This window comes from Streptomyces sp. NPDC042371 (genome assembly GCF_056437465.1).
Genome location: NZ_JBWKAP010000005.1, coordinates 1 through 21879 on the forward strand (window position 1 = coordinate 1; position 21879 = coordinate 21879).

17 protein-coding genes are annotated in these 21879 nt (G+C 72.1%); 5 read left to right on the forward strand and 12 right to left on the reverse strand.

The window, feature by feature from the left end; all coding sequences use genetic code 11:
* Nucleotides 1-548 (reverse strand): adenosylhomocysteinase (locus AC068B_RS16020; RefSeq protein WP_478672103.1); only part of this gene is annotated, 548 nt, incomplete at its 3' end.
* A 358-nt stretch (nucleotides 549-906) separates the two neighbouring features.
* On the opposite strand from AC068B_RS16020, the gene AC068B_RS16025 reads away from it, so the two are divergent.
* Nucleotides 907-2997, forward strand: coding sequence for a fructose-specific PTS transporter subunit EIIC (locus AC068B_RS16025; protein ID WP_478672104.1), 2091 nt, complete (start codon nucleotides 907-909; stop codon nucleotides 2995-2997).
* 90 nt (nucleotides 2998-3087) lie between these two features.
* Here AC068B_RS16025 and AC068B_RS16030 read toward each other — a convergent pair whose 3' ends face one another.
* The 7 genes from AC068B_RS16030 to AC068B_RS16060 form a co-directional block, all read right to left on the reverse strand.
* Nucleotides 3088-4047, reverse strand: coding sequence for a cation diffusion facilitator family transporter (locus AC068B_RS16030; RefSeq protein ID WP_478672105.1), 960 nt, complete (start codon nucleotides 4045-4047; stop codon nucleotides 3088-3090).
* 106 nt (nucleotides 4048-4153) lie between these two features.
* A complete protein-coding gene (gene manA / locus AC068B_RS16035) occupies nucleotides 4154-5305 on the reverse strand; it encodes a mannose-6-phosphate isomerase, class I (protein ID WP_478672107.1) in 1152 nt (383 codons plus the stop codon).
* Nucleotides 5306-5378: 73 nt separating this feature from the next.
* Entirely contained in the window at nucleotides 5379-6575 is a 1197-nt protein-coding gene (locus AC068B_RS16040) for an SIS domain-containing protein (protein WP_478672108.1), read from the reverse strand.
* A gap of 69 nt (nucleotides 6576-6644) precedes the next feature.
* Nucleotides 6645-6821 (reverse strand): Trm112 family protein, encoded by a 177-nt coding sequence (locus AC068B_RS16045; RefSeq protein ID WP_150168621.1) that lies wholly within the window; start codon nucleotides 6819-6821, stop codon nucleotides 6645-6647.
* Between the two features lie 190 nt (nucleotides 6822-7011).
* Nucleotides 7012-8376 carry a phosphomannomutase/phosphoglucomutase gene (locus AC068B_RS16050; RefSeq protein WP_478672109.1) on the reverse strand — a complete coding sequence of 455 codons (1365 nt, stop codon included), beginning with the start codon at nucleotides 8374-8376 and terminating at the stop codon, nucleotides 7012-7014.
* A 143-nt stretch (nucleotides 8377-8519) separates the two neighbouring features.
* Nucleotides 8520-10136 (reverse strand): L-lactate permease, encoded by a 1617-nt coding sequence (locus AC068B_RS16055; RefSeq protein ID WP_478672110.1) that lies wholly within the window; start codon nucleotides 10134-10136, stop codon nucleotides 8520-8522.
* Nucleotides 10137-10227: 91 nt separating this feature from the next.
* Nucleotides 10228-10602 (reverse strand): DUF3499 domain-containing protein, encoded by a 375-nt coding sequence (locus AC068B_RS16060; RefSeq protein ID WP_356262780.1) that lies wholly within the window; start codon nucleotides 10600-10602, stop codon nucleotides 10228-10230.
* Nucleotides 10603-10912: 310 nt separating this feature from the next.
* Here AC068B_RS16060 and AC068B_RS16065 point away from each other — a divergent pair, with 310 nt between their 5' ends.
* Nucleotides 10913-11365, forward strand: coding sequence for a metallopeptidase family protein (locus tag AC068B_RS16065; protein WP_468563230.1), 453 nt, complete (start codon nucleotides 10913-10915; stop codon nucleotides 11363-11365).
* A 61-nt stretch (nucleotides 11366-11426) separates the two neighbouring features.
* Here AC068B_RS16065 and AC068B_RS16070 read toward each other — a convergent pair whose 3' ends face one another.
* From AC068B_RS16070 to AC068B_RS16080, 3 genes are all read right to left on the reverse strand, one after another.
* The gene (locus tag AC068B_RS16070; RefSeq protein ID WP_478672112.1) at nucleotides 11427-12923 is read right to left on the reverse strand and encodes a DUF5719 family protein; all 1497 of its coding nucleotides are present in this window, start codon (nucleotides 12921-12923) and stop codon (nucleotides 11427-11429) included.
* Nucleotides 12920-16681, reverse strand: a complete 3762-nt coding sequence (locus tag AC068B_RS16075; RefSeq protein ID WP_478672113.1) for a glycosyltransferase family 2 protein — start codon at nucleotides 16679-16681, stop codon at nucleotides 12920-12922. Before AC068B_RS16075 ends, AC068B_RS16070 begins: the two co-directional genes overlap by 4 nt.
* Before the next feature lie 224 nt (nucleotides 16682-16905).
* Nucleotides 16906-17169, reverse strand: a complete 264-nt coding sequence (locus AC068B_RS16080) for a WhiB family transcriptional regulator (protein ID WP_016642094.1) — start codon at nucleotides 17167-17169, stop codon at nucleotides 16906-16908.
* A gap of 663 nt (nucleotides 17170-17832) precedes the next feature.
* On the opposite strand from AC068B_RS16080, the gene AC068B_RS16085 reads away from it, so the two are divergent.
* From AC068B_RS16085 to AC068B_RS16095, 3 genes are read left to right on the forward strand one after another with little or no spacing between them, the layout of a single operon-like run.
* Nucleotides 17833-18348 (forward strand): cysteine dioxygenase, encoded by a 516-nt coding sequence (locus tag AC068B_RS16085; RefSeq protein WP_478672115.1) that lies wholly within the window; start codon nucleotides 17833-17835, stop codon nucleotides 18346-18348.
* Nucleotides 18349-18382: 34 nt separating this feature from the next.
* A complete protein-coding gene (gene cofD, locus AC068B_RS16090) occupies nucleotides 18383-19339 on the forward strand; it encodes a 2-phospho-L-lactate transferase (RefSeq protein ID WP_356262794.1) in 957 nt (318 codons plus the stop codon).
* Nucleotides 19336-20652, forward strand: a complete 1317-nt coding sequence (locus tag AC068B_RS16095) for a coenzyme F420-0:L-glutamate ligase (protein WP_478672116.1) — start codon at nucleotides 19336-19338, stop codon at nucleotides 20650-20652. The genes cofD and AC068B_RS16095 overlap by 4 nt, the downstream gene beginning before the upstream one ends.
* A gap of 206 nt (nucleotides 20653-20858) precedes the next feature.
* On the opposite strand, the gene AC068B_RS16100 is transcribed toward AC068B_RS16095, so the two are convergent.
* Nucleotides 20859-21863 carry a DNA-3-methyladenine glycosylase family protein gene (locus tag AC068B_RS16100; protein WP_478672117.1) on the reverse strand — a complete coding sequence of 335 codons (1005 nt, stop codon included), beginning with the start codon at nucleotides 21861-21863 and terminating at the stop codon, nucleotides 20859-20861.
* Between the last annotated feature and the right edge of the window lie 16 nt (nucleotides 21864-21879).

Consider the following 21879-nt stretch of genomic DNA (forward strand, 5'->3'; position numbering starts at 1 on the left):
AGCAGCTGCAGGATGACCCGGTGCTCGTCATTCTCCGCGCTCTCCACCGCGGGGACCTTGCCCGCCTTCTCGTACTCGACGCCCTTGTGCACCAGCAAAGTGGCGTCGCCGCCGTCGTCCAGGATCATGTTCGGGCCGCCGGTCGGCGTGTTCGGCCAGGTCAGCGCCTGCTCCGTGCACCACCAGTACTCCTCCAGCGTCTCGCCCTTCCAGGCGAACACCGGAATGCCCTGCGGGTTATCCGGGGTGCCGTTCGGGCCCACCGCGATCGCGGCGGCCGCGTGGTCCTGGGTGGAGAAGATGTTGCAGGACACCCAGCGGACCTCGGCGCCCAGCGCCACCAGCGTCTCGATAAGCACCGCCGTCTGCACCGTCATGTGCAGGGAACCCATGATGCGGGCCCCCGCCAGCGGCTGGGCGGCCGCGAACTCCTTGCGGATCGACATCAGACCGGGCATCTCGTGCTCGGCCAGCGTGATCTCCTTACGGCCGAAGGCCGCCAGGGACAGATCGGCGACCTTGAAGTCCTTGCCGTTGATGAGAGTCATGAGTGAGCTGCTCCTCGTGGATCGATCGAGGGTGGACATGGCTGACCTGCGGCGTTGGATACACGGGTGTACCGACGCGCGCAACGCAGTCCGTCGGAGGCCCTCTCTCCCTCGGACAGTCCGTGCGCGGACCGCCCGACCGCCATCAGCAGCGACGTCTGGCTCGGTCACCAAGCTACACCGATTGGCCCAGCAAGCCCCAGCCCGCCTTCCGGCACGTGATGACTGGCGAATAGGCCGTCAGACCCGGACGATATGGGACCTTTGCGCTTTTGATCCTGCGCTTATGTGTTGCAGGATGCCTTGAGATCGGGAACATTTGCGCGATCTTGTTCGGCAAAGGCGTTAGGAGATCCACGTGACCAGTCCGGCCGATCCCCCCATAGGCGGGGGCAGCAGCGGGCAGAAGAAGCTCAAGCTGCTCGCCGTGACCGCCTGTCCGACCGGTATCGCTCACACGTACATGGCGGCGGAGAAGCTCTCGCAGGCCGCGGAGAGCCTCGGCATCGACATGAAGGTGGAGACCCAGGGCTCCATCGGGGCCGAGAACGTCTTGACTGACAACGATGTCAGAGAAGCCGACGGCATCATCATCGCAGCCGACAAGGACGTGGACCGCTCCCGGTTCGCCGGAAAGCGGGTGCTGTCCGTCGGCGTCTCCGAGGGCATCAGCCGTCCCGAGCAGCTCATCGAACAGGTGCAGAGCGCGCCCGTGCACGGCGGGGGCGCGGGCGGCGGCTCCGCCGAGGGCGCCGCGACGGGCGGTGCCGGAGGTGGCGGCGGCCGGGAGCGCAGCGTCGCGTACAAGGCGCTGATGAACGGCGTCTCGTACATGATTCCGTTCGTGGTGGTCGGCGGTCTGCTGATCGCCATCTCGCTGTCGCTCGGCGGGCACACCGACCCCAAGGGCGGGCTCGTCATTCCGGACGACTCGTTCTGGATGCACGTCAATCAGATCGGTGTCATCGGCTTCACGCTGATGGTGCCGATCCTCTCCGGCTACATCGCCTACGCGATCGGCGACCGGCCCGCGCTCGTGCCCGGCATGATCGGCGGCTGGATCGCCAACACCGGTGAGCTGTACGACTCCAAGGCGGGCGCGGGCTTCATCGGCGCCATCGTGACCGGCTTCCTGGCCGGTTATCTGGTGTTGTGGATCAAGAAGGTCAAGGTTCCGAAGTTCGTCCAGCCGATCATGCCGATCATCGTGATCCCGATCATCGCGACGACGGCGCTCGGTCTGTTCTTCATCTACGTCATCGGCAAGCCGATCTCGTGGGTCTTCGAGCATCTGACCAGCTGGCTCAGCGGTATGACAGGGACCAGCGCGATCCTGCTCGGCGCGATCCTCGGGCTGATGATCGCCTTCGACATGGGCGGTCCCGTCAACAAGACCGCCTTCCTGTTCGGTGCGGGGCTCATCGCGACCGGCAACCAGACCGTCATGGGCATGTGCGCCGCGGCCATCCCTGTCATGCCGCTCGGACAGGGTCTCGCGACGCTGATCCGCAAGCGGCTCTACAGCGAGCAGGAACGGGAGACCGGACTCGCCTCGCTCTTCATGGGCTTCTTCGGGATCTCCGAGGGCGCCATTCCGTTCGCCGCCGCGCGGCCCGCGCAGGTCATCCCCGCCAACATGCTCGGCGGCGCCGTTGCCGGTGCCATCGCGGGCATGGCGAGCGTGAAGGACGCGGTGCCGCACGGCGGGCCGATCGTGGCGGTCCTCGGTGCGGTCGGCGGTGTGCCGATGTTCTTCGTGGCCATCGCCATCGGTTCGGTCGTCACGGCGCTCACGACCGTGACGCTGGTCGACCTGACCGAGCGCAAGCGGCGCGGGGCTCCTCTGGTCGACGCGCCGGGCGGGACCGGCGGTCCCGAGCCGGTGCTCGCCGGGGTCGGGGCGACCGCGGGCGGCGCGGCCGTGGCCGCCGGGTCCCAGCAGAAGCAGCCCACCGCTCCCTCGGCGGCCTCCCCCGCGCCGGAGCAGGCCGGTGAGGTCCTCTCCGGCTACCTCACCCGGGAGACCGTGAAGGTCCAGCTGGCCGCGGACGACAAGGAGGCGGCCATCCGGGAGATGGCCGCGCTGCTCGCCGCCACCGGCAAGGTCAACGACGTCGAGGAGCTGGTGCGGACCGCGCTGCGGCGCGAGGCGCAGGGCACCACCGGGCTCGGCGAGGAGATCGCCATCCCGCACGCCAAGACCGACGCCGTGGATTCGCCGATCGTCGGGTTCGCGCGGTCGGCGGAGGGCATCGAGTGGGGCGCGCTCGACGGTACGAAGGCCAAGCTGATCTTCATGATCTCCGTGCCGGAGGCGGCCGCGGGCGACGAGCACCTGCGGATCCTCGCGCTGCTCTCGCGCAAGCTCATGGACACGGGCTTCCGGGAGCGGCTCGTCGCGGCGCCGGACGACGCCGCGATCCTCGACGTGCTGCGTGAGGTCCAGTAGCGGTCGAGTCTTCTTCCCGGATACGTCGATGGGGCCCCGCACCGAGCATGGTGCGGGGCCCCATCTGCGTACAAGCGCAGCGAACTCGGCTCAGTGGCCGCCGGGTGCCTTCGCCGGGTTCTGGCCCGCGGCTGCCGCCGACTCGCTGTAGATGTCCGGCTCCAGGTAGATCACGCGGGCGATCGGGACCGCGGCGCGGATGCGCTCCTCCGCGGCGTTGATCGCGGCGGCGACCTCGGCGGCCGTGTCGTCGTGCTGGACGGCGACCTTGGCGGCGACGAGCAGTTCCTCGGGGCCGAGGTGGAGCGTGCGCATGTGGATGACCTTGGTGACGGTGTCGCCGTCGACCAGGGCCTTCTCGATCTTGTTGACCTCTTCCGTGCCCGCGGCCTCGCCGAGCAGCAGGGACTTGGTCTCCGCGGCCAGGACGATCGCGATCAGGATGAGCAGGACACCGATGCAGAGCGTGCCGATGCCGTCCCAGACGCCGTCGCCGGTGGCCAGGGCGAGGCCGACGCCGCCGAGGGCGAGGACCAGGCCGACGAGCGCGCCGAGGTCCTCCAGGAGGACGACCGGCAGCTCGGGGGCCTTGGCGCGGCGGACGAACTGCGCCCAGCTGAGGCCGCCGCGCGTCTGGTTGGACTCCTTGATGGCGGTACGGAAGGAGAAGCTCTCCGCGATGATCGCGAACACCAGGACCCCGACGGGCCAGTACCAGTGCTCCAGCTCGTGCGGGTTCTTGATCTTCTCGTAGCCCTCGTAGATCGCGAACATGCCGCCGACCGAGAAGAGGACGATCGAGACGAGGAAGGCGTAGATGTAGCGCTCGCGGCCGTACCCGAACGGGTGTTGCGGGGTCGCCTCGCGCTGGGCCTTCTTGCCGCCGAGGAGGAGCAGTCCCTGGTTGCCGGAGTCGGCGAGCGAGTGGACGCTCTCGGCGAGCATCGAGGACGAGCCGCTGAAGATGAACGCGACGAACTTCGCCACCGCGATCGCGAGGTTCGCGGCGAGTGCCGCGACGATCGCCTTTGTTCCGCCTGACGCGCTCATGAGTGCGGGGTGTCCCTTCGCCTTCGTACGTATCGACCCTGCCGGGCAGTGCTTTGCCCTGCCTTTGCGGTGGGTCATTGTTGCAGCACGGGAGGGCGGTGGTGTGTCAGGCCACCACAGTGGCCCGGAAAACCGTGCCGTCCCCGGACACTTCGGCTTTTTCACCCGCGGGGACGAATACGGACCGGCCGGGCGTCAGGGTGAGTTCACCGGCGCGGACCGAGCCCGCCGTGCAGAGCAGGATCTGCGGGGTGGCGGCGGTGAGGTCGTGCGGGGCGGCGCCTTCGGGCAGGACGAAGCGGGAGAGGCGGAACTCGTCGATCGGGGTGTCGTAGACCTCTTCGCCGTCGGGGGACGCCTCGGGGCGCAGCACGCCGGGGTCGGTCGCCTCGAAGCGGACGATGCGCAGGAGTTCGGGCACGTCGACGTGCTTGGGGGTCAGGCCGCAGCGCAGGACGTTGTCGCTGTTGGCCATGATCTCGACGCCGAGGCCGTCGAGGTAGGCGTGCGGAACACCGGCGCCGAGGAACAGGGCCTCTCCGGGCTGCAGTCGGACGTGATTGAGGAGCATGGCCGCGATGACGCCGGGGTCGCCGGGGTAGTGGTGGGCGATGCCCGCGTACGGCTCGTACGCTCCGCCGAGGCGCTGGGCGGCGGCCGTGACCTCCGTGACCGTCTCGGCCATCTGCTCGCGGTCGGCGGTCAGTACGGCAGTCAGGACCTCGCGCAGGGCGGCCTCTTGGGGCTGGGCGCGCAGCAGGTCGACGTACGGCTTGAGGGAGTCGACCGCCAGGGCCTCCAGGAGGTCCGCGGTCTCGGCGGGCGGGCGGAAGCCGCACAGGCCGTCGAACGGCGTGAGGGCGCAGATCAGTTCGGGCTTGTGGTTGGCGTCCTTGTAGTTGCGGTTCGCGGCGTCGATCGGGACGCCGCGGCGCTCCTCGTCCGCGTAACCCTCCTTCGCCTGCGCGAGGTCGGGGTGCACCTGGAGGGAGAGCGGGGCGCCCGCTGCGAGGATCTTGAGGAGGAAGGGCAGGCGCGGGCCGAACTTGGCGGCCGCTTCCTTGCCGAGCTCGCGCTCCGGGTCCGCGTCGATGACCTCGTTCAGTGCGCCGCGCTCGGTGCGCGAGGGTGCGCCCGGGTGGGCGCCCATCCACATCTCGGCCTGCGGTTCGCCGGTCGGTTCGGCGCCGATGAGCTCCGCGATGGCGGTGGTGGAGCCCCAGGCGTAGGGGCGGATGGTGTTGGTGAGGCGGTCCACGGAGGGGCTCTCCCTTACTTACTGACTCACTGCGTACGCGAGTGCTGACGTGCGGCGGTGACCGGCGCGAGGGTCATGATCCGTCCCCGGGGGCGAGCGCCAGGTAAACGGCGGCGAAATCCGTGACGGCGATCAGCTCCGCGAGGGCTTCCAGTCCGTCGCCGGTCTCCGGCTCCAGCTCGCTGAGCGCGACGTCGTGGCCGTTCGCCAGCTCGCGGGCGGCGGGGGCCGCGGTGAGGCCTTCGGCGTCGGCGGGGCGGTCGCGGAGCAGCACCACACGCGCGCGGAGGGCGGCCCGGTCGTCGACGCGGTCGCGGAAGAAGTCGTCGGTGTCGTCGCCGCCCGTCGGGTGCCCGGCGAGGACGGCGCCGTGCGCGGGGAGCGCCTCGGGCAGTTCGGCGGCGAGCGCGGCGTGCCCGGCGAGCTCGACGAGGATGGCGGCGAAGCGGCGCCCTGCCGCCCCCGCGGGCTGCCCCTCGGTCCAGATCAGCGGAAGCGAGTCGGTGAGCTCGGCGGCGAGCGTCTTGGCGGGGTTGCTGTACGTCGCGATGGCGGGCCCGCAGCGTTCCGCGACGTGGTCGAGGCGGTCGGCGACCTTCTGCAGGGCGTCGACGGGGGCGGTGACCAGGCCGGTGCGGTCGAGGAGCACGAGCAGCGGGACGAGGAGGGCCCACAGGGTGCCGGGGGCGCCGGGCGCGGCCTCGTCCTCGACGCGGCGTGCCTCGTACGAGGAGTCGCGGGCGGCCTCGTCGTGCGCGCCTTCGTACGCGCCGTAGGGCGAGGTCGCCATGGGGACGGTGAGGCCGTGGCTGCCCGCCACGCTCTCGGCCAGGGGGGTGCGCGCGGGGGCGACCGCGACGACGGTGCAGCCGCGGCGGTAGGCCTGCTCGGCGAGGAGGGAGAGGCCCGGCTCGGTGCCGTCAGGGGTGGCGATGAGCAGCAGGTCGACGGGGCCGACCCAGCCGGGCAGCGCCCAGCGCAGGGCTCCGGCGGCGGGTGCGACGCCGGTCGGGGCGAGGCGGATGACGGGGCAGCCGGAGCCCACGAGGCCGTCGAGGAGGTCGGCGACGCAGCCTGCGGCGGTGCCCGGGCCCGCGATGAGGACCGCGCGCGGGCGGCCGTCGGGCTTGAGCTCCGTCAGCCCCGCCTCCGCGGCGTGCCGGACCGCGGTGCGGACGCGGGCGCCTGCCTCCGCCGCGCCGCGGAGCAGCCCGCGGCGGTCGGCGCGGGCGAGCGCCTCGGGGTCGTCGAGCAGCGACTCGTCGAGCATGGGGTCGGGTCTCCGATCGCGGTGCGCGGCTTCCTGCGGGTGCCGGGTCGTGCCGGGCGGGCGGCGGCTCTACGCGGGGCGGCGTGCCTCGTCGACCAGGAGTACGGGGATGCCGTCGCGGAGCGGGTAGGCAAGGCCGCACTCCTTGGCGTCCGCCGTGCAGACCAGCTCGGTCTCCGTCTCCTTGAGGGGAGCGTGGCAGGCCGGGCAGGCGAGGATCTCCAGGAGGCCGGCTTCGAGCGGCATGGGGTGGGTCCCTTCGAAAGGATGCGGTGGGTGGTGCGCTGCTGCGACGGGGCGTTCGCACGCGGTGATCCGCCGGGAACCGCGCCGCCGCCGCGCAGGATGCGGCCTGGTCAGCCTACCTCCGTGCGGGGCGGGGCGCGGGGGGCCTGTGAGGGTGCAGGGACGCCGTGCGCGGGACCCTGTGCGGTCCTCAGGCGCGGATGATCGCCAGGGCCTCGTCCCGCACCTTGGCCATCGTCGCCTCGTCGCGTGCCTCCACGTTCAGGCGCAGGAGGGGCTCGGTGTTCGACGCGCGCACGTTGAACCACCAGTCCGCGGCGGTCACGGTGAGGCCGTCGAGCTCGTCGAGGGTCACGCCGTCCTGGTCGGCGTGCGCCGTCCTGATCGCGGCGAGGCGGGCGGCCTGGTCCTCGACCGTGGAGTTGATCTCGCCGGAGCCCGCGTAGCGGTCGTACTGGGCGACGAGGGCGGAGAGCGGGCCGTCCTGGCCGCCGAGGGCCGCGAGGACGTGGAGCGCGGCGAGCATGCCCGTGTCCGCGTTCCAGAAGTCCTTGAAGTAGTAGTGCGCGGAGTGCTCGCCGCCGAAGATCGCGCCGGTCCTCGCCATCTCCGCCTTGATGAAGGAGTGGCCCACGCGCGTGCGCACGGGGGTGCCGCCGTTCTCCTTCACGACCTCCGGGACCGACCAGGAGGTGATGAGGTTGTGGATGACCGTGCCCTTGCCGCCGTGGCGGGCGAGCTCGCGGGAGGCGACCAGGGCGGTGACGGCGGACGGGGAGACCGGGTCGCCGTTCTCGTCGACGACGAAGCAGCGGTCCGCGTCGCCGTCGAAGGCGATGCCGAGGTCGGCGCCCTCCTCGCGCACCCGCGCCTGGAGGTCCACGATGTTGGCCGGGTCCAGGGGGTTGGCCTCGTGGTTGGGGAAGGTGCCGTCGAGCTCGAAGTACATGGGCACGACGTCCAGGGGCAGGCCCTCGAAGACGGTGGGGACCGTGTGTCCGCCCATGCCGTTGCCCGCGTCGACGACGACCTTGAGGGGGCGGATGGCGGTCAGGTCGACGAGGCCGCGCAGGTGCGCCGCGTAGTCGGTGAGGGTTTCGCGCCGGGTGAGGGTGCCCGGGGTCGCCGCGGGCTCGGGGGCGCCGGACTCGCTCCAGCCCTCGACCAGGGTGCGGATCTCCGCGAGGCCGGTGTCCTGGCCGACGGGGGCGGCACCCGCGCGGCACATCTTGATGCCGTTGTACTGGGCGGGGTTGTGCGAGGCCGTGAACATGGCGCCCGGCAGGTTCAGCGCGCCCGACGCGTAGTACAGCTGGTCGGTCGAGCAGAGGCCGATCTCCGTGACGTCGACGCCGCGCGCGGCCGCACCGCGCGCGAAGGCCCGCGAGAGGCCGGGCGACGAGGGCCGCATGTCGTGCCCGACGACGATCGCGTCCGCCTCCGTGACCGCTGCGAAGGCCGCCCCGAACAGCTCGGCGAGCGACTCGTCCCACTGGTCGGGGACCACCCCGCGGACGTCGTACGCCTTCACGATCTGGGACAGATCAGCAGTCACGGCCAACCCTCTCTGCAGGTTCTGCGAGTTCAGCGCGTACGGCGAGTCCACCGCGCAGCACAAAACTACCCGTTGGAGCCGACAGCGGGCCGGGCACCGGCCACACACGTCTCACGCCTCGGAAGACCGGAGCCGAGGACGGCTCACGGCAGCATCCAGCCGAGGACCGCCGTGCTCTGCCCCACCACGATCAGACACATCACGAGGAGCAGGCCGAGGCTCCACGGCAGCACCTTGCGCAGCAGGTCGCCCTCCTTGCCCGCGAGTCCGACGGCTGCGCACGCGATCGTCAGGTTCTGCGGGGAGATCATCTTGCCGAGGACGCCGCCGGAGCTGTTGGCGGCGGCGAGGAGTTCGGGCGAGAGCCCGGACTGTTCGGCCGCCGTCACCTGGAGGGCGCCGAAGAGCGCGTTGGCCGAGGTGTCGGAGCCGGACACCGCGACGCCGAACCAGCCGAGCACCGGTGACAGGAAGGCGAGTCCCGCGCCCGCGGCGGCTACGTAGTGCCCGATCGTGGCGGCCTGTCCGGAGAGGTTCATGACGTACGCGAGAGCCAGCACGGAGGTCACCGTGAGGATCGCGAAGCGCAGTTCGTGGACGGTGGCGACCCATTCCCGCACCGCCACGCGCGCGTGCACCCCGATGATGGCGGCGGTCCCCACGCCCGCGAGCAGCACCAGCGTCCCGCCGGTGGACACGAGCGGCATCGAGAAGACGTTGCCGCCGACCGGCTTCCCCGAGGGGTCGGCGACGTCCAGGAAGGGCCAGTCGAAGGTGCGCGTCGCCTTGGCCAGGAAGTCCTTGACGGGCGGGATCTGGGCGAGCGAGAAGATGGCGACGATCAGGGCGTACGGGGCGTAGGCGCGGAGCACTTCGGGGCGCGGGTCGTCCTGGTCGAGGTCTTCGCTGCGGGCGCCGGTGAGGACCGCGGCGCGGACGGGCTCGGCGGCGGGCCTGCGCGCCTGCGGCACGGCCAGCAGCGCGCCTGCGCCCGCCAGGGCCGCGCCGATGTCGGCGAGTTGCGCGGAGACGAAGTTGGATGCCGCGAACTGCGCGGCGGCGAAGGCGAATCCGCAGGCCAGGGCTGGCACCCAGGTCTCACGGAGGCCGCGCCGCCCGTCCACGAGCACCACCAGGAGGAGCGGTACGACCAGGGCGAGCAGCGGCGTCTGACGGCCGACGACCGTGGCGACGGTGTCGAGCGGGATCCCCGTCACCTGGGCCAGCGTCACCACGGGGGTGCCCATGGCGCCGAAGGCCACGGGCGCGGTGTTGGCGACGAGGGCGACGACCGCGGCGCGCACCGGGTCGAAGCCGAGCGCGACGAGCATGACCGCGCTGATCGCGACGGGCGCTCCGAAGCCCGCGAGCGCCTCCAGGAGCGCGCCGAAGCAGAACGCGACGACGAGCGCCTGGATGCGGGGGTCGTCGGAGAGCCTGCCGAAGGAGCGGCGCAGGATGTCGAAGTGCCGGGTGCGGACCGTCATGCGGTACACCCACAGGGCGTTGACGACGATCCACAGGATGGGGAAGAGCCCGAAGAGGGCGCCTTGGGCGGCGCTGGACGCGGTCTGGCCGAGCGGCATGCCGTACGCGAGCCAGGCGACCAGGACGGCCACGGTGAGGCCGATGAGTCCCGCCCTGTGGGCCTTCATGCGGACGGCGCCGAGGAGGACGAGGACGGTCAGGAGGGGCAGGGTCGCGACGAGTGCGGACAGGCCGAGCGAGTCGGCCACGGGCTCCAGTTGCTGCACGAACACAGGACGCCTCCCGGCTGTGGGGTGGCGAAATCGTCAGTGCGTGGGCGAACGCGCGTCAACGAGGCGGACGGCGAAGATCCAGTGAAGGGGCTCAGGAATCCGGTGAGCGCAGCACCCTGAGGTGGCCGCGTCGCGCGACCTCCATCGGGTCGGCCCTGCGGGCGCCGCCACCGGCCTCTGCCGTGCGCTGCTGCGGGCGGGCCGCCTCGCGGACGGCGTTGGCGAGTGCTTCGAGGTCGTCGCCGGAGGGGCGGGCGGGACCCGAGGCGTCGGCGAGCCGGACGACCTCCCAGCCGCGGGGCGCGGTGAGGCGCTCGGAGTGCTCGGCGCACAGGTCGTAGCAGTGGGGTTCGGCGTAGGTGGCGAGGGGGCCGAGGACCGCGGTCGAGTCGGCGTAGACGTACGTCAGCGTCGCGACGGCGGGACGGCCGCAAGCGGTGCGCGAACAGCGACGTACAGGGCTCACAGCGTTGGACGGTACCGCACTCTTGAGCGGGCCGCGACGACTCTCCCCGAGGTCACCCCACCGTGTCGTGCGCGGCCCCGCGTGTCGAGGCCTCCCCCTGGCACGGCTGTGACCTGCAGAGACACCAGTGACCACAGGGGCGGGTGGTATTGAATCCGGTCACCACATGGCTGGGATCACGTCATTCGGCGCGAGACCGACGGTCCAGGAGAGATGCGGAATCGAGTCCGAGCCCGGCTGGAACGGTCAGGAAGCGACATGCCGCGCACCGCGCGGAAAGGGCGATCTCGGGGACTACTCTTCGTCAGTGATGGACGACCCCGTACAGCCCCGCTCAGCAGACCCGAGGCCCCGCCGACGCGACCGCCACGGCAGAGGCATGCGCGGCCCCGTCGCACCGCCTCAGGTCCCGCTCTCCAGCAGCCGCGGCGAGGCCTTCACCGACCTCGTGCAGGACTCCGTGGAGCGTCTGGAGCGGCGCTGGCCGCAGCTCGCCGAGATCGAGTTCGTGGTGCTGGAGGTACCGCCCCTGGGCGGGCCCGAGGCGGACTGGCAGGACGAGGTGGTGCCGCTCGGCGGCACGGTCCAGGCGGCCGAGGGGCAGCCCGCGCGGGTGGTCATCTACCGCCGCCCGGTCGAGATCCGCACCAAGGGGCGCGACGAGCGTGCGCACCTCGTGCACGAGGTGGTCGTCGAGCAGGTCGCGGAACTGCTCGGCCTGTCCCCGGAGTCGGTGGACCCGCGCTACGGGGACGAGGAGTGAACCGACGCCCCACGCGCGCGGGCAGAGCCGCTACGGCAGCATGATCACTGCCGCGGCGCCCTCACTTCTGCAGCACCGCCAGATCCCGCTCCGCCTTCGGCACCTCCACCGTCCCCCGGTCGTCCGGCAGTGTCTGGATGGTGAACATCGGGACGCCCTCCTCGGGCGCGGACAGCATCCGCGAGCCGTGGACCGGGCCGCCCGACACCGGCTCCACCGTGAGGGCGTAGGCCCCCTTGAGCCCCGCGGGCACCGGCGGGTCCGCGATCTCCAGGGTCGTGCCGCCCTTGACCGTGTACGTCTTACTGGCCGGTGAGCCGCCCTCGGTCCCGGCCGACGCCGTGACCTTCACCTTCGCCGACTTGCCCGGGGCGACCAGCGCGAGCGTGGAGCCCTTGGCGCGGTTGTCGGCGACCGTCGCGCGGGCGCCGACCGCGGGCGTCGCCGGGATGAACGCCGTCTCCTGCTTGCTTCCCTTGCCGCGGGTCACGCGCAGCGCCGCCACCACGGGCACCGACTTGTCCGTCGGCGTCAGGAGCAGCGAACCGGCCTCGCCCTTGGTGACGTCGCCGAGGTCGACGGCGGCCGTCATGCCGGACTTGACCTGGAGGCTCTCGTTCCCTGCCGGGGTGATGGTGCCGGTCGGCGAGGCCAGCTGGACCTTCAGGTCGGCGTCGTCGGAGCCCGGCGCGTAAGCCACCAAGCGGACCGAGGTGGCGTCCTTGGGGATGCCGGGCAGGACGAGGCTGTCCGCGGGGTCCGCGGCGGCGGGCAGCCAGTCTCCGCCCAGCTTCTCGTCGGAGGACTGCACGGCGGCCGCGACCCGGCCGCTGCGCACGGTCACGTGCATGGTGAGGTTCGTCTGCTGCTTGTCGGCGAGCGTGGACAGCAGCACCGGGACGCTGGAGTGCGGCTGGACCTGGATGGAGTCGCCCACCGCGGACGTGACCTCGCCGTCGGGGCCGTAGAGCTGCACGTCGACGACGGCGGCGGAGTCGTCCGGGTTCGTCAGGTGGATGTAGTCGCTGCGGTCCTTGGCGGTGCTCGCGCCGGGGAACCAGAAGTCCGTGTCGGGCGCGGTGCAGTTGGCGCCGTGCATGCCGCGGCCGCTGCCCGCCGCGTACGTGGTGGTCTGCTGCACGGTCCAGCCGGGGGCGAGCCTGCCGTCGGCCGTGCCGATGAGCGCGGGCGACTCGGCGCCGGACTCCTCGCCCGCGACCGGCTCGCCCGGCGCCTTCTGGGTCAGGAAGGGCTTGGCCTTCTTGTCCTTCTCCTTGGCCGCGTCGGTCAGCGCCTTGCTCACGGGGAGCAGTTCCGCCTTGCCCTTGGACTCGGCCTCGGCGCCGCTCGCCTTGGGCGTGAACGCGGTGTACGAGGTCTCGGCGAGGTCGGAGGAGCTGGGCACCGGGCAGAGCAGGCTGGTGCGCTCCACGGGCAGCCGCGCCGCGGCCTTGGCCCCGTCGTCGTCCGTACTGTCCGAGCCGCCGAACGCGGCGAACCCGGTGACGGCGCCGAGCGCGACGACCACGGCGATCAGGGACTGGGTGGGGCGGTTCACTGCTGGCTCCCGTCGGGGCGCTCGCTGTCGGTGCCGTGGGGCGGTTGCGGGGGCAGCGGCGGCATCGGGGGCTGCTGCTGGTCCTGATGCTGCTGCCGGTCGTACGACGCTTCGTAGGAGGCGTCGTACGAGGCGTCGAAGGACTGGCCGTACTGCTGCTGCTCGCCTCCGTAGACACCGCCCGCGCCTCCGTAGGACGCGTACGGGTCGTACTGGCCGCCGTTCTGGTAGGCGTCCTGCTGGTACGACGACTGCTCATACGTCCCGGCCGGGGCCTGCCCGCCCGGGTACTGCCCGCCTTGGTACTGCTGTCCCGCGTCGTACGCATCCTGCTCGGCGCCCTCGTGGGCGGGCGCCTGCCACCCCTCGTAGGACTGGGCAGGGGACTGGGACTGCTGCTGCGGGACCGCGGCGAATGCCTCCTCCGAAGGAGGAGGCGGTACGTCCTGGCCCGCCTCCTGCGCGGCCTGCTCGCTCTGGGCCCGCAGCCTGCGCGCCCTGCGGCCCTCACCCTCGACCGCCTGGGCCGGGATGACGGGCTCGTCGGGGAGGTCGTCGTCGACGTCGCGGCGGCGGCCCGGGAGGGCCATCACCACGAGGACGAGAGCGAGCGCGCCCTGCGCCCACAGCCAGGCGCTGTGGGTCATCGGGGCGTCGTAGGTGACGTCCAGGTGGCCGCCCGCGGTGGGCAGTTCGAAGCCCTGGGCCCAGCCGTCGACCGTGGTGCGGGGCAGCGGGCGGCCGTCGAGGGTCGCCGTCCAGCCCGGGTCGGCCGAGTCGGAGAGCCGCAGGACGCGGCCCTCGTCGCCGGATTCGATCTTCGTGTGGAGCTCGACGGGGCCTGCCGCGACGGGTTCCGGGTCGCCCGTCTTGTGGACGATGGCGGCACGCGCCACCTGCCGGTCCACGCGCCACAGGGCGCTGCCGTCCTCCTGACTGAGCCGGGTCAGGCCCGGGGTCGCGTCCAGGGTGCGGCTCATCTGGCGGGGGGCTCCGTCGCGTACGAGCACGTATCGCACGGCGTAGCCACCGAGCTGGTCGGCCTGGTCGGCGCCGGAGCCCGCGACCAGACGGGCGACGATCTTGTCGAGGCGCTCGTCGTCGGCGGCCGCCGAGGCGAGCTCCGCGTCGCCGAGCCGGGCGCCCGAGCCGCGCACGAGCGAGTACGAGACCTGGGCGTCGGATTCGCTGCCGAGGACGAGGGTGCGGGCCTGGTCCTCGGTGCCGCTCTCCTCCGCGACGAAGGCGGGCACCTGCACGGGGTCGCGGCGCTCCAGCGGGCCGTCGGCGCCGCCGATCATCCAGCCCGCGGCGACGAGCAGCGGTCCGGCGGCCGCGGCGAACGCGATGAGCGCGGCCACCGGCTGGCGCCAGCCGAAGCTCTGCTCGGCGACCCGCGCGCGTGCGCCGTCGGCGCCGAGCGCGGCGGCGGCCAGGAGCGCGATGCCGTACCCGAGGGTGGCGGGGCCTGCCCACGCCGAGCCGTTCGACAGGACGGCGAAGACCAGCGAGACCAGGGCGACGGCCCAGGCGGTGCGGACCGCGAGCTGCCGCTCACTGCGCAGCAGGGCGCCGAGCGCGGCGAGGACGATGCCGATGAGCAGCAGGCCGTCCACGGTGCCGGGGCCGCCGGGGCTTGCGCCGAGCAGGTCGGTGGCGGAGGCGGAGCCGGAGCCGAACTCCAGGCCCGCTTCCGTGAAGAAGCCGAAGGGCAGCAGTGTCAGGGACCACGGGGCGAGGACGAGCAGCGGGGTGCCGAGTGCGGCGAGGAAGCGCAGTCCGTAGGCCGTGATGTCGCCGCGGCGGACCACGAGGAGGGCGAGGCCGAGCACCAGGGCGATCGGCCAGACGATCGGCGTGAAGGCCGTGGCGAGGGTCAGGAGCAGCGTGTACGCCCAGGTGGCGCGCCAGGTGCCGCGGGTGCCGCGCAGGGAGCCGAGGCCGCTCGCCGCGATGCCCGCGCGCGCGATGAGCGGCAGCAGGACGGCGAGGACGGCGGTGCCGATGCGGCCGCCGGCGAGGGCGCCGGTGGCGGCGGGCAGGAAGGCGTACGCGACCGAGGCCCAGGCGCGCAGCAGGCGCGAGGTGACGAGCGGGCGCGAGGCGAAGTACGCGGCGAAGCCCGCCAGCGGGACGGAGCCGACGAGCAGCACCGTGACCGCGAGTCCGGTGGAGCCGAAGAAGAGCGTGGACAGGGCCGCGACGAGCGCGACGTAGGGCGGTGCGCCCTGGGTGCCGCCGGTGCCGACGGGGTGCCAGCCGTCCAGATAGCGCGCCCACAGGTCCGAGGAGTCGGCGGGTGCGGGCAGCAGTGCGCCGCCCGCGAGCGCTCCGGAGCCGAGCAGTGCGCGGCAGGCGATGAGGGAGGCGAACAGGAGCACTACGAAGAGCATCGGTCCCGGTTTGCGGGCGATGCGCTTGAGGCGGGCGAACTGCTCGATCTGCAGGAAGTCGGCGTCGTCGCCGCCGGGGCCCGACTCGACGACGCCGTGCCGGCCCGCGCCTGCGGGGGCCTCGGTGTCGTTGCGGCCGACGAGGCTGCCCGCGGCCTGTTCGACGGTGGCGCGCACGGTGGCGCCCGGCGGCGGGAAGAGGGGCCGCATCTCGCCCGCGTCCGGCACGGGCTTGCCGCGCTGTTTGCGGGCGCCGAGGATGCGTCCGGGCCGCAGCAGGGTGGCGAGCAGACCGGCGACCTCGTCGATGGCCTGCACGGGGGCCTTGCCGACGAGGTAGGCGACGGTGCGCAGGAGCGTGCCGACGACGACTCTGAAGAGCACCCAGGGGAGCACGGCCGTACGGGCGTTGACGAGCAGGGTGTACGTGGCGCCGGCCTTGTCGACGCGGTGCGGTGACGTCGCCGTGCGGCCGACGCAGTCGACGGTGCGGCGCTCGCGCGAGGAGGCCTCGGCGTGCCGGACGACGGCGTCGGGGGCGACGAGGACGCGGTGGCCCGCGGCGTGCGCGCGCCAGCACAGGTCGACGTCGTCACGCATCAGCGGCAGGCGGCGGTCGAAGCCGCCCAGCTGTTCGTAGACATCCCGGCGGATGAGCATGCCCGCGGTGGACACGGAGAGGACGGGCCGCACGTGGTCGTGCTGGCCCTGGTCCTGCTCGCGCCGGTCGAGGCCGGTCCAGCGGCGGCCGCTGTTGGCGATGGAGACGCCGACTTCGAGGAGTTGCCTGCGGTCGTACCAGCCGCGGAGCTTGGGGCCGACGACGGCTACGTCCTTGCCGAGCTCCTGTTCGTTCTCCACGACGCGGAGCATTTCGGTGAGGGCGTCGGGGTCGGGCGCGCAGTCGTCGTGCAGCAGCCAGAGCCACTGCACGGGCTCGCCGTGCGGCAGGTCCGGCATGTCGTACGCATCGTCGCGCCAGGAGCGGCTCACCGGGTCCCAGCCGCTGGGGCGCTTCAGATACGGCAGCTCTTCGGGGGTGAGCACCGGGGCGGAGCGGACGGCCTCGTCGACAGCGGTACCGAAGCCGGAGCGGCGGGCGAGGTGCAGCACGCGGTCGGCGCCGAGGGCTTCGGTGACCAGGCGGGCGGAGTCGTCCGCGCTGCCGGTGTCCGCGGCCACGGCGCTCTGCACGGGGCGCTCCTGGCCGAGGAGGCCCGCCAGGGCGTCGGGCAGCCAGCGGGCTCCGTCGTGGGCGACGAGGACGGCGGTCACGACGTGCCGCGGGAACGCGGGCGGGTGGGTCGGGTCGAACCCGGCGGCGGCGGCCTCTTGGTGGGCTGCCGAATGGCTGTGCACGGACATCGAGGTACGGGCCCCGGTTCGATGGACTGCGGTGGACGCCTGCGCCCTGCGGGGGCGCCGGGGCGTCTCGGACGGGGCCCCACACTAACGGCTGGCACCGGAACGGCCCGCCGCCTGTGGATACCCCTTGGGCGACGGGCCGTTCGTTGCGCATTGTTTGAGGGATATGTGTGCCGGATCGGCCGGCGGGCCGGGCGTCCTGCCGGGGCATGCCGTCGGGGTTTTCAGACCGCGGCCTTCTTCAGCCGGCGGCGTTCGCGCTCCGACAAGCCGCCCCAGATACCAAATCGTTCGTCGTTCGCGAGTGCATACTCAAGGCATTCCGAACGGACTTCGCAGGCGAGGCAGACTTTCTTGGCCTCGCGCGTGGAGCCGCCCTTCTCGGGGAAGAAGGACTCGGGGTCGGTCTGGGCGCACAGTGCGCGCTCCTGCCAGCCGAGTTCCTCGTCCGCGTCCTCGACCAGCAGTTCCTGAACCAGCTCGGTCATGTGCGCCCCTCGTCTGTCTGTGCGTCCCCGTGGTGCGGCCGTTACCGATTTCGGCTGAACGACACGAGTGAAATTACAAGTGTGCTGATCCGGGCCAGTCAAGCCGAGATCTGCTATTGGGCCCCTTATTCACTCTGCGGAACCAAGGCTGTGCGGAAAGTGTTCAAATCGGCCTAAACCATGACACCGTTCGGCAGCCCGTCCGGCACCCCGCAAACGCGTTCCCCTGAAACGTGATCTCAGTCGAACTTCAGCCGGTCGGGCCTCACGGAGAAAGACGTCGATGTTTGAGTGCCGGTTGCTGCGCGATGTGTCCGGAGCGACGTCTGCACAAACCTTTCGCCTGACAGAACAACCGGATGAGGTGAAACATATTCCACATAGTGGACACCGAGTTGACACCGAAGGTGTGAGGCGCTGTCCTGGTGGGCATGCTCGCGAACATGGCTCTTTCGATGACCCGCACCAGCGGGTCCATCGGTGCTGCCCACGCGCGCTGTTGCTGTTCCTGCTCCAGCTGTTGAGTTTCTCCAGCTGTCGAGCCGCTTTCCCCGCTTCACTTCTTTCGCGTCCTCCCGGGCCTCCGCGGCCCGGCACCCGCTCTCTGCGCTCCACCTTCCTTCGCGAGATCCCAGCACTCTTACGTTGAGGAACCACCGTACGATGAACAGCGACAGCGACCTCCAGATCGCCGGCGACATCCTCGAAGTCCCACACCTCCTGCAGCCCGCCCGCGAGCACCCGGCCACGGTGGCCGAGTTCGTCGGCCTCGCCCGCACCATCGCCGCCGACCGCTCCCAGTGGGAGCACCTCGTCCAGTACGACGCCACAAGCCGCTGGTACCACCGCCTCACGACAGGCCCCGGCTACGAGGTGTGGCTGCTCTCCTGGGTGCCGGGTCAGGGCAGCGGGCTGCACGACCACGGGCGCTCCTCCGGCGTCCTCACCCTCCTGGAGGGCGAGCTGACCGAGCGCACGGACCGGGGCACGCGGGCGCTCGGCGCGGGCGCGCAACGCGTCTTCGCGCCGGGGTACGTCCACGAAGTCGTCAACGACTCCCTCGAACCCGCCGTCAGCCTGCACATCTACTACCCCGGCCTCACCGAGATGCCGATGCACTCGGCCCAGTGCGCCGCCGCCGTCGCGCCGGACATCGCGGAGGATGTCGTAACCGCCTGACACGGTGTCGTACCCGCCTGACATGCTGGTGGTTATGCGCATTGTTGTTCTGGCCGGCGGCATCGGCGGCGCCCGTTTCCTGCGCGGGCTCAAGAAGGCCGCGCCCGACGCGGACATCACGGTCATCGGCAACACCGGTGACGACATTCACCTGTTCGGGCTGAAGGTCTGCCCCGACCTGGACACCGTGATGTACACGCTCGGCGGCGGCATCAACGAAGAACAGGGCTGGGGGCGTACGGACGAGACGTTCAAGGTCAAGGAAGAGCTCGCGGCCTACGGCGTCGGGCCCGAGTGGTTCGGGCTCGGCGACCGCGACTTCGCCACGCACATCGTGCGGACGCAGATGCTGGGCGCCGGATATCCGCTCAGCGCCGTCACGGAGGCGCTGTGCGAGCGGTGGCAGCCCGGGGTGCGGCTCATCCCCATGTCGGACGACCGCATCGAGACGCACGTCGCCGTCACCGTGGACGGCGAGCAGAAGGCCGTGCACTTCCAGGAGTACTGGGTGCGGCTCCGCGCCTCCGTGGACGCGCACGCCGTGGTGCCCGTCGGCGCCGAGCAGGCCAAGCCGGCGCCCGGCGTCCTGGAGGCCATCGCCGAGGCCGACATCGTGCTCTTCCCGCCGTCCAACCCGGTCGTCAGCGTCGGCACCATCCTCGCCGTGCCCGGCATCCGCGAGGCCATCGCCGACGCGGGCGTACCGGTGGTCGGCCTCTCCCCCATCGTCGGCGACTCCCCCGTGCGAGGCATGGCCGACAAGATGCTCGCCGCCGTCGGCGTGGAGACCAGCGCCGCCGCCGTCGCCGAGCACTACGGAAGCGGTCTGCTCGACGGCTGGCTCGTCGACAGCGTCGACGCGGGCGTGGTCGAGCAGGTGGAGAGCGCCGGGATCCGGTGCCGGGCCGTGCCGCTGATGATGAGCGACCTCGACACCACCGCACAGATGGCGCGCGAAGCCCTCGCGCTGGCCTCGGAGGTCCGCGCGTGACACCACCGTCGTACAGCGTGTGGGCCGTGCCCGGACTGCCCGAGGTGCGGGCGGGCGACGACCTCGCCAAGCTGATCGCGGCCGCCGAGCCGGGGCTCGCCGACGGTGATGTCGTGCTGGTCACCTCCAAGATCGTCAGCAAGGCCGAGGGCCGGATCGTCGAGGCGGCGGACCGCGAGGCGGCCATCGACGCCGAGACCGTACGGGTCGTGGCGCGCCGCGGGACCCTGCGCATCGTCGAGAACCGGCAGGGGCTCGTGATGGCCGCGGCCGGGGTCGACGCGTCCAACACTCCCGCGGGAACCGTTCTGTTGCTGCCCACCGACCCCGACGCGTCGGCCCGCGCGGTGCGCGACGGGCTGCGGGACGCGCTCGGTGTCGACGTGGGCGTCCTCGTCACCGACACGTTCGGGCGGCCCTGGCGGGCCGGGCTCACCGACGTCGCCATCGGGGCCGCGGGCGTGCGGGTCCTCGACGACCTGCGGGGCGGCCAGGACGCGTACGGCAATCCGCTCAGCGCGACCGTCGTCGCCACCGCGGACGAACTCGCCGCCGCGGGCGACCTCGTGAAGGGCAAGGCCGCAGGGCTGCCGGTCGCTGTGGTGCGGGGGCTGCCGGTCGCGGTGGCGGGTGGCTCGGGGGACGGCTCCGCGGACGAAGGCGCCCGGGCGTTGGTGCGCGATGCTCGCGACGACATGTTCCGGCTCGGTACGTCCGAGGCGGTACGGGAAGCGGTGACGCGGCGGCGGACCGTCCGGGAGTTCACGGACGAGGAGGTCGACCCAGGTGCGGTGCGGCGGGCCGTGGCCGCGGCGATCACCGCGCCCGCGCCGCACCACACGACGCCCTGGCGCTTCGTGCTCCTGGAGTCCGCCGCGTCCCGGGTCGAGCTGCTCGACGCGATGCGGGACGCGTGGATCGCCGATCTGCGGCGGGACGGGAAGTCGGAGGAGTCCATCGCCAAGCGGGTGCGGCGCGGGGACGTGCTGCGCAAGGCGCCCTATCTGGTGGTGCCCTGTCTGGTGACGGACGGCTCCCACACGTACGGGGACGCGCGGCGGGATGCGGCCGAGCGGGAGATGTTCGTCGTCGCGATGGGGGCGGGGGTGCAGAACTTCCTGGTCGCGTTGGCCGGGGAGCGGCTCGGGTCCGCGTGGGTTTCGTCGACGATGTTCTGTCGGGATGTGGTGCGGGAGGTTCTGGGGTTGCCGGGGTCCTGGGATCCGATGGGGGCGGTGGCTGTGGGGCATCCGGTGGGTGAGGCGGCCTCGCGGGGCGGGCGGGTGGTGGAGGACTTCTTCGCTGTTCGCTAGGTTCTGGCCGGGGGGCCTTGAGTGGTTTTTGCGGAGTTCCCCGCGCCCCTGGGGGCTTTGGCTGTCGTTCGTTGCTTGGTGCGGCGCCGTGGGTTTTTTGCGCAGTTCCCCGCGCCCCTGACATCGCTCCGCCCGACATCGCGCCTCTGACACCGCGCCCCTGACATCGCGTCGTCGGCTGTGTGTCCCTGGGAGGGGGCAGGGGGTCACCAAGTGGCGATGTTTGTTTTTCGCATTTTGGGGGTTCTTCGGGGTGGGGTTCTGCCGCTCAGGAGGATCAGGCGGGTGGCTCTGTGGCGTTGGCCCTCGTAGGGGGTCAGGAGGGCGAGCATTTCGGGGTCGTTCGCGTCTCTGTTGTCTGCCAGGGCGTGGCCGATGATGCCGGGGAGGTGGACGTCGCCGATCGTCACCGCGTCGGGGGCGCCGTTGCTGCGTTGGACCGTTTCCGCCGAGGTCCAGGGGCCGATGCCGGGGATGAGTTCCAGGCGGGCCTGGGCCTGAGGGGGGTCCATCGACGCCGCTTCCTCCAGGCGGGACGCCCGGGCGACCGCGCGCAGGATCGTGGACGCCCGCTTGTTGTCGACGCCCGCCTTGTGCCACTCCCAGGAGGGGATGAGGGACCAGGCGCGTGGGTCCGGCATCACGTGCATGCGGGCCTGGGCGGGGGTCGGGCCGGGGGCGGGCTCGCCGTACTTGCGGACCAGGAGGCGCCAGGCCCGGTAGGCCTCCTCCGTCGTGATCTTCTGCTCCAGGATCGACGGGATCAGGGATTCCAGGACCAGGCCCGTACGGGTCAGCCGCAGGCCCGGGCGGCGATGGGCCGTCGCGGCGACCAGGCGGTGGCGCGGGGTGAACAGACCGGGGTCGTCCGACTCGCCCAGGAGCGCGGGCAGTTGGTCGAGGAGCCAGGCCGCGCCCGGGCCCCACGCCTCCGCCTCCACCGAACCGCCGCGCGCGGCGACCCGGAGGGTGCCCGCGCCCTGCGGCGTGCGGCTCGCGCGCCAGACCGAGCCGTCCGGCGTCGTACGGAACGTGGGGTCCGCCGGGCCGCGGCGCAGCGGGCCCAGGGTCAGGCCCAGGTCCAGCGGGAAGGGCGGCTGCCAGGTGCGGGACAGCGCCGCGGTCGACTGGCGCGGGACGCCCTCGGGCACGGCCGTCTCGCCCCCGCGCACGGTGGTGCGTGTGGGGCGCGGGGCGAAACGGGACGACATCTGTACGAGGGTAGAG